At 49.2% G+C, this 16437-nt stretch carries 9 protein-coding genes; all 9 read left to right on the forward strand.

Annotated elements, in window-relative coordinates:
- Nucleotides 1–27 precede the first annotated feature (27 nt).
- The 9 genes from MKY66_RS01165 (at nt 28) to MKY66_RS01205 (ending at nt 16434) form a co-directional block, all read left to right on the forward strand.
- Nucleotides 28–894: a sugar phosphate isomerase/epimerase family protein gene (locus MKY66_RS01165; RefSeq protein ID WP_076210236.1), complete on the forward strand. Its 867-nt coding sequence runs from the start codon at nt 28–30 to the stop codon at nt 892–894.
- Between the two features lie 253 nt (nt 895–1147).
- Nucleotides 1148–2206: a Gfo/Idh/MocA family oxidoreductase gene (locus tag MKY66_RS01170; protein WP_076210238.1), complete on the forward strand. Its 1059-nt coding sequence runs from the start codon at nt 1148–1150 to the stop codon at nt 2204–2206.
- A gap of 947 nt (nt 2207–3153) precedes the next feature.
- On the forward strand, nt 3154–4566 hold the full coding sequence (locus MKY66_RS01175) for an alpha-L-fucosidase (RefSeq protein ID WP_076210240.1): 1413 nt from the start codon (nt 3154–3156) through the stop codon (nt 4564–4566).
- Between the two features lie 347 nt (nt 4567–4913).
- The gene (locus MKY66_RS01180) at nt 4914–5858 is read left to right on the forward strand and encodes an ABC transporter permease subunit (RefSeq protein ID WP_223868815.1); all 945 of its coding nucleotides are present in this window, start codon (nt 4914–4916) and stop codon (nt 5856–5858) included.
- 15 nt (nt 5859–5873) lie between these two features.
- Complete coding sequence (locus MKY66_RS01185) at nt 5874–6782, forward strand: carbohydrate ABC transporter permease (RefSeq protein ID WP_082763028.1); 909 nt, start codon at nt 5874–5876, stop codon at nt 6780–6782.
- A gap of 129 nt (nt 6783–6911) precedes the next feature.
- Nucleotides 6912–8549, forward strand: a complete 1638-nt coding sequence (locus tag MKY66_RS01190; RefSeq protein WP_083657001.1) for an extracellular solute-binding protein — start codon at nt 6912–6914, stop codon at nt 8547–8549.
- Nucleotides 8550–8728: 179 nt separating this feature from the next.
- Complete coding sequence (locus MKY66_RS01195) at nt 8729–10948, forward strand: helix-turn-helix domain-containing protein (protein ID WP_076210244.1); 2220 nt, start codon at nt 8729–8731, stop codon at nt 10946–10948.
- A gap of 45 nt (nt 10949–10993) precedes the next feature.
- A complete protein-coding gene (locus MKY66_RS01200) occupies nt 10994–13306 on the forward strand; it encodes a glycoside hydrolase family 3 N-terminal domain-containing protein (RefSeq protein ID WP_076210246.1) in 2313 nt (770 codons plus the stop codon).
- Nucleotides 13303–16434, forward strand: coding sequence for an alpha-mannosidase (locus MKY66_RS01205; protein WP_076210248.1), 3132 nt, complete (start codon nt 13303–13305; stop codon nt 16432–16434). The genes MKY66_RS01200 and MKY66_RS01205 overlap by 4 nt, the downstream gene beginning before the upstream one ends.
- The last annotated feature ends 3 nt before the right edge of the window (nt 16435–16437 follow it).

Here is a 16437-nt window from a genome sequence, read left to right on the forward strand (position 1 = left end):
ACGTCCTAAAGGAGAGGATGAGGGGAAATGAAAGTTGGACTCAGCACCTACAGTCTGCAACAAGTACTGGATCGCAAAGAATTAACCGTGCCAGATGCCATTCGCTGGATTGCTGATCAAGGTGGAGAACATGTGGAGATTGTTCCAATGGGATTCAGTCTGATCGATAACCCGGAGTTGATTGATGAGATTAAAGCTGTGGCAAAAGAGGTGGGAATCGACATTTCCAATTATGCCATCGGCGCTAACTTTGCTGTGCAGGAAGACGCCGAAGCGTTGGAGCAAGAGATCCAGAATGTGATGCGACATGTGGACGTGGCTGCTGCATTGGGTGTAAAACTGATGCGTCATGACGTGGCTTTCCGCCCCGCATCAGAAGGAACCGTAACACAGTTCGAGATTGACCTGCCGGTACTAGTGAAAGCCTGTCAGCGGATAGCCGATTATGCAGCAGGTTTTGGAATCACAACAAGCGTGGAGAACCATGGGTACTATGTGCAGTCGAGTGAACGCATTCAGCGTTTGTTACACGAAACGGCGCGGAGTAACTTTAAGACCACACTGGATGTCGGCAATTTCCTCTGTGTGGATGAAGATCCGGTGAGTGCCGTAAAAAATAACATTCCGTACGCGTCGATCGTGCACGCCAAAGACTTCTACTGGAGACCTTCCTACCGAAATCCCGGTGAAGGCTGGTTCCAAACCTCGCATGGCAATTACCTGCGCGGTGCCATTGTGGGCCATGGCGATATCGACATGCCTGAGGTGTTCCGTGTGTTGAAACAATCCGGGTATGACGGATATATCTCGATTGAATTTGAAGGCATGGAAGATTGCAAAACCGCCTCACGCATTGCCATGGATAACGTCCGCCGCCTATGGGTAGAGGCATAGGGCTGAGTACTTGTTTTAAATGAATAAAATTGAATCAAATTCTAAAGAAGGCATGAGTAACAGTGGGGAAGCTTGGAACTGTAGGAGCGTTAGCGACCGCCTTTGTCTGCGGATTTCAACCGCTAGAGCGGTCAATAAAAGAAATTTGCAGACAACAGCGGCCGAAAGTCCAAGCATTCACCGTCGTTACGTTAAGCCGGATATTATAATTTCTTGAGTCAATTCATATGAAAACGATGGAGGAATCAGCACTATGTCCAAATTGAAAGTCGCCGTTATCGGTGCCGGATCCATATCCGATTGCCATTTGCAAGCCTACGCCAGTAACCCTGACGTTGAAATATACGCCATCTGTGACCTGAATGAAGCACGTGCCACAGAAGTGGCAAAGCAATATGATGCACCTCATGTGTTTACCGATTACAAAGAATTGCTCGCACTGCCCGAGATCCATTCCGTCAGCATCTGTACATGGAACGACTCTCATGCCGAGATTAGCATTGCTGCTCTGGACGCAGGCAAAAACGTGTTATGTGAGAAACCACTCTGCCAAACGGTGGAGGATGCCCTCGAGGTAGAGAAGGCCGTTCATCGCAGCGGAAAACTGCTGCAAGTTGGTTTTGTTCGCCGCTATAGCGACAATGCACAAATTCTGAAGAAGTTTATCGACGAGGGTGAGCTGGGCGAGATCTATTATGCCAAAGCTTCCAGTCTGCGTCGTCTGGGCAATCCGGGTGGCTGGTTCTCGGATATCAACCGTTCCGGAGGTGGTCCGCTGATCGATATCGGGGTGCATGTGATCGACATTTGCTGGTATCTGATGGGCAGACCAAAGGTTAAGTCCGTCTCCGCTAACGTGTCTAACCGACTAGGGAACCGCTCGAACATTAACAATCTGTCGTTCTACAAAGCAGCGGACTATGATGCGGAACAGAACACTGTTGAGGATATGGCAAATGCCCTGATTCGTTTCGAGAACGGCGCGAGCCTACTCGTGGATGTCAGTTTCACACTCCATGCCAAAGCGGATGAGACTTCGGTCAAACTATATGGCGACAAAGGCGGTGCCGAGCTGGAGCCAGAGATTTCGATCATAGGCGAGAAATTCAACACCATTTTGAACATGACGCCACAGGTAGATTTCAAATCTTTCGACTTTATGGGCTCATTCCGCAATGAAATCAACCATTTTATCGACAGCACACAAGGCCGCAAAGAAACCCTTAGCCCCGTCGAAGACGGCGTCGAGGTAATGAAGATGCTCTGCGCCATCTACGAATCAGCCCGTCAGGGACGCGAAATCACACTGTAAAGGTAGAATTATATGGCGTTGTTACGCTACGTTGATACTTTACTACTCCGTTTCATTGAAAGTTATGAGCACTTCGCTCCTTTTCAATGAAAAGCTCCAATCGGGGCGGGACTCGAAGTTGTCCTCTCCGCTCGCCGGTGGAGCAGAGTAGGGAGCGAGCGCTAACGAAACTGAGGCGTCTTATTCAAGGATTCGAAGCGCTAGCAGAAATCTAAGGAACCTGACACACGCTATATGAGAATAAACAGCAGTTTACAGCAATTTTTATCAGCTAATTTCGGGAAATAACGTGTCTGATGTTCCTTACAATTTAAAAAGAGGACCAAAAGGCTAAATAAGACGCCCTGAGTTCCTTAGAAAATATTCTACCTATTCGCCAGGATAAACTGGCCTGGATTTTAAGACGCTTTAAACGCCGACATCCATCATCGTAAATCTTCCCTGAACTGAAGTTGAAGACACACCCTATAGAGGACTTACCATTTACGCCATAACAGAGAGTACAGAACCAATCCAAAACAACGAAGCACACTCTCTCTGCCCTTGGATTCCCCTATAGAAACGAGGGGAATAAGGAATTTCACAGTAATTGAAGAGGGCACCGCACTCAAAATAACAGAGTTAAACGAACCGTTTACGCCAAAACGGAGAGTGTAGAATCAATCCGAAGTAACAAGCTAAAAGCTTCGGAAGATCCTACTACACTAAAAATGACAGGATTTACGATGTCCTTCTTAGTTGAATTAAACGTTTACACGATAACGGAGAGGGCAGAAGAAATCTGAAGAAGCGAAGCGCTCGCCTTTATCCCCGGATTTTCCCTTTAGGGAAATAATCAAAAAATCTGGGGGTAACAGCGATCGGAAGATTATTTTGACCGCGCAGTGGCCGAGTGTAAACCTGTGTGTTCAGCGTTTGACATTGAAATCTAGAGGAGATGAAACAGGATGAGCGAAACCAAAGAAACGGTACTGGAGCAGGAAGAGCAGATCGTCGAAGCCGGTGTGCACAATTTTAGCAAAGAGGATGAGTGGATCAAACCGGAAGATCCGCTGCTGAATGAGCGGTTGGAGTGGTTCAAGGACCAGAAGTTGGGGCTGATGATGCATTGGGGGCCGTATTCCCAGCTTGGTCTCGTGGAGTCCTGGGCGCTGAGCGACGAGGACGGCGATTGGTCGCGCGATGACATCGACTGGACGGATGACATGGAAGACTTCAAGCGGGAATATTTTGATCTGAACAAAACCTTCAATCCGATTCGTTTCCAGCCTGAGGAATGGGCACAGATGGCGGCAGATAACGGGTTCAAATACTTTCTGTTCACCACCAAGCACCATGACGGTTTCTGTATGTGGGATACCAAGACGACGGATTACCGGATTACGGGCAAGGACACGCCTTTTCATACCCATAAGTATGCGGACATCTGTCGAGCGCTGTTTGACGCTTTTCGGGCCAAAGGACTGGGTATCTCAGCGTATTTCTCCAAAGCAGACTGGCATACACCATATTACTGGGCACCGGGCATGGAGCGTGGACGTCATATGTGGCGCGGGCCCTCGTATGATCCCCATAAGTATCCGTGGCTGTGGGAGAAATTCGTGGAGTTCACACATGAGCAGATCATGGAGCTGCTGACGAATTACGGGCGAATCGAATGTCTGTGGCTGGATGCCGGCTGGGTGCGCGAAGGTCGCCATGGTCAGGATATCAGGCTTGGAGAAGTCGTGGAACGGGCGCGTCAGACCACACAACCTTGGCTCCTGTCCGCAGATCGCACCGTCGGTGGACCGTATGAGAATATCGTTACCCCCGAGCAGACCATACCTGAACATCCGATGAACATTCCATGGGAGAGTTGTATTACGGTGGGGAACTCCTTTGCTTTTGGATTCGATGATCAGTATAAAACGGGAAGACAGCTGGCACATATTCTACTCGAAGTCGTGTCCAAGGGTGGTAACCTGGCGCTGAATGTAGGTCCACAACCTGATGGCCGTCTGCCAAAAGGGGCAATTCGAGGCATCAAGGGCCTCGGTGAATGGCTGAGTACTCATGGAGAAGGCGTCTATGGAACCCGGATCTGCGGGCCATATTTCACGAAAGATTGGGCTTTCACTCAGAAAGAAGAGATCAACACCGTGTATGCCTTCCGTATATACGGAAACGAGAATGAGACCGTACAACCACAGTTAATCATTCCTTATCTGGAAAAGGTAGAGCGGATCGAACTCATCGGTAGCGATGACGTACTTTCGTATCAGCAGACAGAAGACGGACTTCTTGTGGATCTGCCCCAATCCGCTGCAACCAGTGGTACACCCATCACACATACATTCAGGCTGGTCACCAGCGCATAGAACGCCATGTCAATTCCGGGGGAGATATAAACACCTCCGGGATTTTTTTATTCATACATAAGGGACACAATTCCCAATAGAAAAGGCTCGCAATCGCTTGTCACACAAGGGTTTGTGGAATAAAGAGAAGTCGGAGAAAATTGCAAATTGATAAAAGTTTATCGAGCGATGTACTATCAAATCAAGAAAGCGCTACCTGATATGAATGTTTACATCATGTTTGTTAAACAAGGAACTAGGAACAGAAAAAAGGATGTTTAAGGGATGTAAATGTAATGTATTATTACACTTGAGGTGTAGAAGGAGTGACGCATATGAGTCGAGCTACGGAAATCATACCCGCCAAGATGGAACTCCAACAGAGGAAACATGTGGAGCCCAAGCGGCAGCATCCATTCATCAAAAGCCTCAAGAAGCACTGGGAGCTCTACCTGCTCGTGTTGCCCCCGGTGTTGTATCTGTTGATCTTCAAGTACATCCCTATGGTGGGTGTCCAGATCGCCTTCAAGGACTTCAGTGTAGTCAAAGGAATCTGGGGAAGCCCGTGGGTCGGATTCAAACACTTTGAAGCCTTCTTCCAATCTCCAAACTTCTGGCTGTTAATCAAAAACACGATAGGCATCAGCTTTTATTCCTTAATTGCCGGTTTCCCCATTCCGATCCTTCTGGCGCTGGCGCTGAATGAGATTCGAACGGGTTACTTCAAGAAGACTGTGCAGATGGTCACTTACGCTCCGCATTTTATCTCAACGGTTGTTATGGTATCCATTATCATTCTGATGCTCTCCCCGCATGTGGGCGTGGTAGACAAGCTATTCACACTGCTCGGCTTCCCGATGACCAACTTCATGGGTATCCCGGAATACTTCAAATCGATCTATGTCTGGTCAGGTGTGTGGCAGGGCATGGGATATTCATCAATTATATATATCGCAGCTCTTGCTGGTGTTGATCCATCTCTCTATGAAGCAGCAAAGATGGACGGCGCATCAAGGCTTCGGAAAATATGGCACATCGACCTCCCATCGCTCGTTCCAGTCACCGTTATCATGCTGATTCTGAGTCTGGGCAGCATTATGGGCGTGGGCTTCGAGAAAATATACCTGATGCAGAATCCGCTCAATACAAGCGCTTCGGAGGTCATCTCCACGTATGTGTACAAGGTGGGTCTGATCGGAGCGAATTTCAGTTTCTCCTCGGCAGTAGGGTTCTTCAACTCCATTATCAACCTGATCCTGCTGGTTATCGTCAACGGCATATCGCGCAAAGTATCCCAGAACAGCTTGTGGTAAAGGAGGAGCTTATCCATGTTCAACCTGATTAATCGTAACCGGATCAAGGACCCGCTCGGTGACCGCATTTTCATGACACTTAACTACATCTTTCTGTTCGCCATACTGCTAACGGTGTTTTACCCGCTCTTGTATATTATCAGTTCTTCGTTTAGCTCTTCACGAGCCGTGACATCCGGTCAGGTGTGGCTGTTCCCGGTCGACTTTAACATCAAGGCGTACATCTCCATTTTCAAAAGCCAACAGCTTATGCTCGGTTTCTATAACACGATCATCTACACCGTGGTGGGTACGTTCATTAACGTGGTGCTGACCGTCATGCTGGCATATCCTTTGTCACGAAAATCGTTCTATGGACGAGGAGCCATCATCATTTTCATGATGATCACGATGTTCTTTGATGGTGGTCTGATTCCTACCTACCTCTTGATGAAGGACCTGCACCTGCTGGATACACGCTGGGCGATGTGGCTGCCCGGGGCGCTCGCGGTGTTCCAGGTCATTGTGGCAAGGACTTTCTTCCAATCTTCAATCCCGGAAGAACTCGGGGAGGCCGCGGAAATGGACGGTTGCCGGGATATCCGGTATCTGATCAGCGTAGTTCTTCCCTTATCGAAGCCTATTCTGGCGGTCATGACACTCATGTATGCCGTAGGTCACTGGAATGCATACTTTGATGCACTGATCTACCTGCGTTCCGAGAAGTTGTTCCCTTTGCAATACGTGCTTCGCAATCTGCTTATCCTGAACGCGGCTGATCCGGCGATGCTTGCCAATACCAGCCAACAGATGCGGGACCAAGGCTTCGAGCAGGTGTTGAAATATGCACTGATTGTTGTGGCGAGCATTCCAATTCTCATCATGTATCCATTTGTACAGAAGCATTTTGTTAAAGGGGTCATGGTGGGTTCCCTGAAAGGTTAATCCTTGTGAATTAAGCCCGGTTGCCTCTTGAAAGGAGGTGGAAGGAACACGCCGGCTTCCGGGGTCGATTTTATAAACGTGCAGTACAAATCAATAATTTGCCGTTATGAACAAAAAGGAGGAGTCAGATTGAGAAAATCTTGGATTTCGATGTTGTTTCTGGTCTTTGCTTCGATGGCTTTGTTGTCCGCATGCAGTTCATCCGAGGAATCGGGTGGAAGTAGCGGCGGTAGCGGGGAGAGCGGCGGTCCTGTAACCATGACCCTCTTTGCTCCGCAAGGCAAAGCGTCCATGGAAGAGAATGAATTTACCCAATTTATCGAAGACAAGTTCGACGTTACCCTAAAATGGGATCTGGCCCCAACGGACGCCTTGCAGGATCGCAGACAATTGCTGCTGGCCAGTGGTGATTATCCCGAAGTGTTTCTTCACGGCAAGTTCACCACCTCAGACCTTCAAACCTATGGAAAACAAGGCGTGTTCCTTCCGCTACAGGATCTGATTAAGGAGTATGGTCCGAATCTGACCAAGATTATGGAAGAGAAACCTTACTTCAAAGAAGCCATCACAGCACCGGACGGAAACATCTATGCGCTGCCAATCTTCAATGAATGTTACCACTGCACGTATGCACAGAAATACTGGATCAACACGGAGTGGCTCGATAATTTGGGCCTGAAAATGCCAACCACAACAGATGAACTGTATACCGTTCTGAAGGCGTTTAAGACACAAGATCCAAACGGTAACGGGAAAGCGGACGAGATTCCACTCACGGGCGCACCGAACAAGTATGTATGGAATGGCAACATTGATGCCTACCTGATGAATAGCTTTATATACAATGACAACGACAAGTATCTGATCGTGAACGATGGCAAGGTGAGTTTTGCCGCCAATCAGGAAGGCTGGAAGAAAGGGCTGGAGTACATGAATAAATTGTATGCAGATGGCCTGATTGATCCGGCTTCCTTTACACAGAACGATCAGGCGATCGGACAACTGGGCAACAAGGAAGGCGATGAAGTGGTCGGCTCCATTACAACGGCGCTGGTCAGTTATCTCGTGAATACTTATGACAAAGACATCACCCGTCACCAGCACTGGGAGATCGTTCCTCCATTGAAAGGACCAGATGGAGTGCAGACGACAGGCGCTACACAGAGCGTAGGTGAGTTTGAGTTTGCCATCACGAACAAAGCGACAGAAGCACAGCAGATTGCCGCCATCAAAATCGTAGACTACATGTTCAGTGAAGAAGGTGCGCTGTACGCGGAGTATGGACCAACTGAAGGCAAGGGCTGGAAGAAGGCAGATGCAGATGAGAAAAACATCAATGGCGAGCCAGCCAAATACAGCTACTACAACCTGCCTGAGCGTGATCCGAACGTTGTTGTGAACGAGAGTTGGTCACAGATCGGAGCACATGACTTATCCAACACATTCCGTAATCTGTTTGCGGAAGGACAGAATCCTTTAGAAGCAGAGGGTTATGGTACACGTCTGGCTCAAGCAACTAATGTGTATGAACCTTATGCACCCAAAGAAGTATACCCTGCGAACGTATTTATTCGTCCAGAGGATACGGAATCAGCTGCACAACTGACTACGGCCATTAAGGATTATGTGCAGACGAATATGGCACAGTTCATTATTGGCAGCAAGAGCATTGATAAGGAATGGGATTCGTATGTCAAAGGCTTCGATGGTCTCGGACTGAGTAATTACCTTGAGATCTACCAGCGTGCCATTGAGAAAAATCAATAATAGAAGGATTCAATATAGAGGCTGTCCCGTCTGTCACCCGTGACCGGGATGGTCTTCTCCTATGACAACCCCACGTCATCCGATATAATGTACTGAATATTTATGGAAAATTAGTGATCAGCACAGATGTTTGTTAGTCGTCATTCAGCATGAACAGTAATGGTGGGGGGATCTCGGAGATGAACAACAATTGGTTTAGGCGTTTGCTGTTATCGTATCTGCCTGTTTTCTTTATTGTGACGACCATTCTCTTTTTTATTTTCTTCCAGGTATTCAATGAACAGAACCGTAGGGAAGCGCTCAAGGCCAATGAATTTCTGGCCTCTCAGGTCACGCAATATCTGGACAACTCCCTGCGTTCCATCGACTTCAAGGTACTGCGTGAGATTTTGACCAACCCTAACTTGAAGAATTATTTCTCGGTATCTGGCAGCGATGATGTGTATGCCGGCATTCAGGCGGTCCAGGTGGTTGATGAATTGAAAATAGAGTATCCGCTGATTGATTCGATTTATCTCGTTCGTTATGGAGATGGCACGGTCTTCAGTAACGGGAAGGCTGTTCCGATTGAAGAGTTCCCGGATGCAGACTTTATTGCAGATAGCCGGACGAGGGATGAACAGAAATGGGCAGGAGCACGAGCGTTCCGGGCTTTCCCATCGCAAGCGACTGAGCAAGTGATTACGATTGTACGCAGTGTAGGAAACGGCAAAGGGCTTGTGGTCACGAACGTGGACTTGAGTACCCTAAGGAAATCCATCATGCAGATGTATGATCCGGAATTTACGTTTGTGAACATCTTCAACCGTTCGGGCGGCAATCTGTGGGATAGCAGCATGCCAGGAGGGGGTGCAGCTTCTACTAAAACCACGTCGGGAGAAGTTTTCTCCGAATTTACGTCGAGTTATAGCGGTTGGAAGGTGCAGACAGGTCTTAATAATGGAAAAATCGTCAAATGGACTCTGCAATTTTATAATATCTGGTTTGCCTTTGCGATAGTGGTTGTGTTGATCGGGGTGGTGTGGGTGATCTACGTGACCCGTAGGAATTACAAGCCGATTCAGCAGATTGTCACGTTAATTCAGACCGTCTCTTCGCAGAAGCAATCGGGGCTGGGCTATGGCAAAGAGAATGAGTTTAGATTCATCCATACAACGCTGGAACGCATGATTGATCAGACGAGGCAATATCAGGAGGAGCACGAAGAGAATCTGATTTTGCAGAAAAAAATGTTCTTTCAGGAGTTGCTGGAGGGCACACGAGACTTTACGAGCACGGAGCTGACAGCGGAGATAGAGAAGTTCAAACTGCCTGAGCTGGAGCATCATTGGGCCGTCATGGTAGTTGAAATGGATCGGTATGATGCATTTGTGACGGAGTATCATGATCAGGACCAATCCCTCCTGAAATTTGTGTTATCCAGTATTCTGCAGGAGAGTGCCCGCCATGAAGGAACCGAAGTATGGGCTGAATGGATCTCCGATCAGCGTCTGTACGCCATCCTCTGGATTCCGGAAATGGAACAAGCTGAGGAGACTGAACATCGATTGCTTGCTGGTTATCTGGACAGAATCGATCAGTATCTGAACTTCACCGTGACCATTGGTGTTGGTCGGGTTGCTGTTGATATTCGGGGGTTGAGAGCTTCATTGAAAGAAGCTGTGCATGCGCTGGAGTACAAGGCTGTACTGGGCATAAATCGCATCATTCCGTGTAGTGATGTGCCGAATTCGACCAATGATGTGTATGAGTTCCTGAAGACCATCTCCCTGCTGGTACAGGCGATGCGCTTGTCGGACGATGTTTGGGAAAAGCATTTTGAGAGACTGTTTGAACAAATCAGTGAGTCCGTTCTGTCCCGTCAGGAGATTATGAATACGATCCAATTGTTATTTCAACATTACAATCGGGAATTCGCCGAACTTCCACGAGAGTATCAGGAGTCATGGGCCGCTATATTCACCCCACTTCTTCCAAGGCTGGAGGGCTGGGAGACGTTAGACGATCTGCGTGAGCTGTGCTGGGAAGGGTTCAGAGAACTGGCGTTGCAGATGCAGACGCTGCATTGTTCCCGAAAACACAGATCACATATTCTGGAGATACGCAAATACATCGAAGAGCATTACAACAATCCTGATCTGTCACTCAACTACCTTAGTGATCTATTCGATATTAATCCGAAGTATCTGAGCAAGCTTTTCAAGGATGAGATTGGGGAGAAGTTTGTGGATCTGCTCATTAGTCATCGCATCGAAAAAGCCAAGCTGCTCATGCAGGAGACGGATAAGGCTATTCAGGAGATCAGTGAAGAAGTGGGATACACGAACTATAATTCCTTCAACCGGGCTTTCAAAAACGTGGTGGGTGTGGCACCAAGTGACTACCGCAAAGCCATGTGAGTGCATGCGCCTAACTAATTCCGAACGCATAAGGAGAATGTGCATATGGACTATAAAGATGCTTCGCTTCCCATTCAGGAACGGGTTCAGGATCTGATCGGACGGATGACAACGGCAGAGAAGATTGGACAACTCATTCAGCCGATGGGATGGAAGACGTATGATAAAGCAGATGATGGTACAGTACAGGTGACGGAAGAGTTCAAAGCGGACATGGAACAGGGTGGTGTCGGTTCTCTGTACGGTGTGCTTCGGGCCGATCCATGGACCGAAGTGACGCTGGAAACGGGGCTTACTCCACGGCAGGGAGCCGTTGCCACAAATGTCATTCAGCGGTATGCCATGGAGCATTCCCGGCTGGGCATACCCATTTTGTTTGGGGAAGAGTGTTCCCACGGGCATATGGCGATCGGGGCAACAGTTTTTCCGGTACCGTTAATGGTGGGAAGTACGTGGAATATGGAACTGTACCGCAAGATGTGTGAAGCCATCGCTGTGGAGACCCGGAGCCAAGGGGGAGCGGCAACGTATTCCCCGGTGCTTGATGTCGTACGTGACCCGAGATGGGGACGGACGGAGGAATGTTTTGCCGAAGATCCTTACTTGATTGGTGAATTTGCAGTGGAAGCCATGAAGGGACTACAGGGTGAAGGCCTCGATTCCAACCAGACGATTGTCGCTACACTTAAGCATTTTGCGGCTTATGGCAGCTCGGAGGGTGGGCGCAATGCTGCTCCGGTGCATATGGGCTTACGTGAATTACATGAAATAGATCTGTTGCCGTTCAAAAAAGCAGTGGAAGCCGGGGCTTGTTCCGTCATGACCGCTTATAACGAGATAGATGGCGTACCGTGCACGTCCAGTACGTATCTGCTGAATGACCTTCTGCGCGAGCAGTGGGGTTTTGATGGATTTGTCATTACTGATTTTGGCGCCATTCAGATGTTGGTCCATGGACATAACACCGCCGAGAACGGGGAACAGGCCGTAGCGCAGTCCCTTCAGGCAGGGGTAGACATGGAAATGTCCGGCTACATGTATCGCAAACATCTTGGTCAGGCGCTTGAGCAGGGATCGATCGAAGAGAAGGATCTGGACTTGGCTGTGAGGCGGGTGTTGGAGATGAAATTCAGACTGGGGTTATTCGAACAGCCTTTCGTAGATCCTGACTTTGCAGAACAGGTCATCGGATGTGAAGACCATATTCAGCTGGCGAGAGAAGTCGCGCAAGAGGGGATTGTTTTACTGAAAAATGAGGGCAATACTCTTCCGCTTGCCAAAACAGGTACAAAGCTAGCTGTCATTGGTCCGAACGCGAACCATATCTATAACCAGCTTGGGGACTACACCTCGCCACAGCCGAGAGAACAGATTGTCACCGTACTGGATGGCATTACGCGCAAGCTTGGCGCGGATTCGGGTCAGGTGCTGTACGCACCTGGATGCCGGATTAAAGGCGATTCCAGAGAGGGCTTTGCACAAGCGCTCGCCTGTGCGGAACAGGCCGATGTCATCGTGATGGTGATGGGTGGTTCCAGCGCCCGCGATTTTGGTGAAGGTACGATCGACTTGCGGACAGGTGCGTCTGTGGTAACCGATGATCCATGGAACGACATGGAGTGTGGCGAGGGCATTGACCGGGCATCCCTGAATCTCATGGGTGTTCAATTGGAGCTGGTGCAGGAGGTACATAAGCTGGAAAAACCCGTTATCATGGTCTATATCAACGGCCGTCCCATTGCTGAACCTTGGATTGATGAGCATGTCCATGCGATTGTGGAAGCGTGGTATCCCGGGCAGGAAGGCGGTAACGCGATTGCGGATATACTGTTCGGTGATGTGAATCCATCTGGCCGCCTTACCGTCTCCATTCCCAAGCATGCTGGGCAACTTCCGGTCTACTATCATGCCAAACGCACTCGTGGCAAACGGTATCTGGAGATGGATCTGGCGCCACAGTATCCGTTCGGATATGGACTGAGCTACACCGAATTCAAATACGAGAACGTAAGGGTTATACCGGATGTGATCGGCCCGGACGATGAAACTCAGGTGATGGTTGAAGTCACAAATACCGGAGCGGTTGCGGGAAGTGAGGTTGTGCAGTTGTATATCACGGATGTATCAGCTTCGGTCACGCGAGCTGAAATGTCACTGAAAGGTTTTCGTAAAATCCATCTGGAGCCAGGACAGACCCATACCGTTACGTTCCCTGTGCAAAAGGAACACCTCGCACTGATCGACTCCCGTCTCCAGTCTGTCGTAGAACCGGGTGAATTCAGGCTCATGGTTGGCCGCAATTCTATGGATTGGACCGCCTGCAGTTTGCACATTCAGACGGTGGGGGTGGAGGTATGATTCGAATTCAGCGATTCATCGAAGATCTGAAGCAGCGGCAATGGCTAGATACGATCGAGCTTCCAGCGTGGGAGATGCAGAGGGCCAGATACATTCGGCCAGGGGAATACGAGTACGAGCAGGCATATGAAAATGAAGATGAACAGGCAGAAAAGGCAATGCAATGCTTGAATCCGCTGAATAGCGTACACGGAACGACGTATTTTCTGAGCAAACGTGTGGAGATTCCGGCGGAATGGCAAGATCAAGCTGTTGGGCTGATCTTCGAGGCTGGAGGAGAAGGGCTGCTTAAGGTGAATGGCATACCTTATCACGGATTGGACCGGAACCACGGGTTCGTACCACTTCCGAGAAGTCGGGTAGGAAATACACCGCAGTTGGAGATTGAACTCTACGATCCGATTCCAGAGCCGCATGATTCACTCAATCGACAAGCTGTCATTCAGCCGCCAATTCAGGGCATTCGGGCAGCATTGGTTCATGTTAATCAGCCACTGCAGAGCCTGATGTACAGCGTTACGGTACTCGCTGAGTCGCTCCGGGCATATAACGAGAAGGAGCCCAAGCGGATGGCACTTGTTCAGGCCATTCATCAGGTGATGGATAACATGTACAATGACCCGGAACGCTGGAGTGATGCAGCCTGGATACAGAACTTCGAACATGGGTTAGTACAGTCAGTACAGCAGGAAGACCCGGAGGAATATCGAAGTGGCTTCATGCATCTGGTCGGACAATCCCACATTGATATTGCCTGGCTGTGGCCTGTACGTGAGACGGTTCGCAAGTCCAGTCGCACGTTCTCGACCATGTGTACGTTGATGGACACGTACCCGGATTTTGTGTATTCCCAGAGCCAACCGCAGTTGTATGCCTTCGTAAAGGATCATCACCCGGAGCTGTACGAGCGAGTTAAAGCCCGTATTGCTGAAGGCCGCTGGGAGCTGGTCGGAGGCATGTGGGTCGAGCCGGATCTGAATATTCCGAGTGGCGAGTCGTTAGTTCGGCAGATTCTGTATGGACAGAACTTCTATCAGGCGGAGTTTGGCAAACGCTCCAACATCGAGTGGCTGCCGGATACCTTTGGCTACTGTGCTTCCTTGCCGCAGATGCTGAAACTCGCGGATATTCCTTATTTTATGACCACCAAGCTGAATTGGAATGATACCAATGTGTTTCCGTATGACCTCTTCGACTGGGTAGGCATTGATGGTACTTCGGTGCTGGCGTATCTGAACCATGGGGTGAATGAACATACGCGTCCCAAAGATGTGGATGAACATTGGCAATCATTTAAACAAAAGGATGTGCACCCTGAGCAAATGTTGCTTTACGGACATGGCGATGGTGGTGGCGGCGTGACGAATGAGATGGTGGAGTTTGCGGAGCGATCCCACTTGATGGTGGGACAGCCGATCAGCAAATTCAGCACAGCAGGCGCTTTTTTTGAAGACATATCATTAAATCATCCGACGTTGCCGAAATGGCACGGGGACTTGTATCTGGAACTGCATCGCGGAACGTACACAACTCATGCGAGGAACAAACGTAGCAACCGTAAGGCAGAGGTATTATATCGGGAAGCGGAGATCTGGGGGCAATTTGCCGGGGCTTACGGCGCGCACACGAAGAATGATCTGGATGAAGGCTGGAAGTTGATTATGCTCAACCAATTCCATGACATTATTCCGGGAACGTCGATTCCTGAAGTATACGTAACGTCCACCGAGGAGTACACGAAGGTATTTGCACTGGGTACATCCGCACTGCGGGAAACGCTCGATACACTTGCAGAGAACATTGCAACAGATGAAGTCGATGGTCTCCCCTATATTATATTCAACAGCCTCGGCTGGAAACGCGGAGAAAATATCACCATTACAGGGGATGCTCACCTCGCCAGGATGGCAGCATTTGATCGTCAAGGAAACCGTCTGGCCTGTGATCTTGAACAAAAGGAAGACAAGTATACGTTGCTCGTGCATGTTCCGTCGATTCCTGCTTTTGGGTATACAACCATATGGCTGCGCGAAGCATCGGATGTTATCCTTCCAGTAAGGGAAGAAAAATCCTTCCCTTCCACGTGGGAAACTGAATTTTACACGCTTGAGTTTAATGACTTGGGAGAGATCACTCGATGGTATGACAAAACGGTAGGACGTGACTGGCTGAAGCCTGGTGATCGGGCGAATGAGTGGCAGTTTTTCCACGACAAACCGACGTACTGGGATGCATGGGATATCGATCCACGATTTGAATCCCAGCGAGCTGGTGCGGTGCAGTTGATCTCCAGAGAGATTGTACAGCGCGGGGCTACGCGAGATGTACTACGCTTTGTCTGGAAGTTGAATCAATCGGAGATCAGTCAGGATATCATTTTGCATCGTTACCAGCGGCGTGTTGATTTCCATACAAAAGTGAATTGGAATGAGAGTCATAAGCTGCTGAAGGTGGCCTTTCCGGTGGATCTGGTAGCAGCCAAAGCAACCTATGAGATTCCGTTTGGAGCGCTGGAGCGTCCAACTCATAACAACACCAGTTGGGAGCAGGCACAGTTCGAGGTCTGCGGACATCGTTGGGCGGATATCTCGGAGGGCAACAGCGGTGTGAGTTTGCTGAATGATTGCAAGTACGGGTATGACATCAAGGATCGGACGATCCGTCTGTCCCTGCTTCGTGCCCCGAAATGGCCGGATGAACATGCCGATCAGGGTGAGCATGAATTCACGTATTCATTCCTGCCCCATCAGGGGGATTGGCGACAAGCTGCCGTGGTTCGCCGGGCGATGGAGCTTAATCATCTGGTGGAGGTTGTGGCAGCGAGTCAGCATTCTGGTCCATTGCCAGCAGAACACGCTTGGGTTCAGTTCCAGAGTGAGCATGTCATTCTGGATGCGGTTAAGCCTGCAGAAGATGGCTCGGGAACGGTACTACGTTTCTACGAATCATCAGGAAGTCGAGAAACGGTGCATGTCCAGTGGGCTGAAAAGGAAATCAAAGCGTCCATCATTAATCTGTTGGAGGATGAGATCCATCCGTTGGCTAGTGTGAAGGGAGCATTCGAACTGAAATTCAAACCGTATGAGATTAAGTCAGTGAAGCTTGTTCCAATGAATCCAAATACGTAATCT

It is taken from the genome of Paenibacillus sp. FSL R5-0766 (genome assembly GCF_037971845.1).
Classification (GTDB): domain Bacteria; phylum Bacillota; class Bacilli; order Paenibacillales; family Paenibacillaceae; genus Paenibacillus.

What these genes read in the sequence shown, in the direction of transcription:
- MKY66_RS01165 (WP_076210236.1), top strand. Translation starts at nt 28, where the DNA reads ATGAAAGTTGGACTCAGCACCTACAGTCTGCAACAAGTACTGGATCGC.
- MKY66_RS01170 (WP_076210238.1), top strand. Translation starts at nt 1,148, where the DNA reads ATGTCCAAATTGAAAGTCGCCGTTATCGGTGCCGGATCCATATCCGAT.
- MKY66_RS01175 (WP_076210240.1), top strand. Translation starts at nt 3,154, where the DNA reads ATGAGCGAAACCAAAGAAACGGTACTGGAGCAGGAAGAGCAGATCGTC.
- MKY66_RS01180 (WP_223868815.1), top strand. Translation starts at nt 4,914, where the DNA reads ATGGAACTCCAACAGAGGAAACATGTGGAGCCCAAGCGGCAGCATCCA.
- MKY66_RS01185 (WP_082763028.1), top strand. Translation starts at nt 5,874, where the DNA reads ATGTTCAACCTGATTAATCGTAACCGGATCAAGGACCCGCTCGGTGAC.
- MKY66_RS01195 (WP_076210244.1), top strand. Translation starts at nt 8,729, where the DNA reads ATGAACAACAATTGGTTTAGGCGTTTGCTGTTATCGTATCTGCCTGTT.
- MKY66_RS01200 (WP_076210246.1), top strand. Translation starts at nt 10,994, where the DNA reads ATGGACTATAAAGATGCTTCGCTTCCCATTCAGGAACGGGTTCAGGAT.
- MKY66_RS01205 (WP_076210248.1), top strand. Translation starts at nt 13,303, where the DNA reads ATGATTCGAATTCAGCGATTCATCGAAGATCTGAAGCAGCGGCAATGG.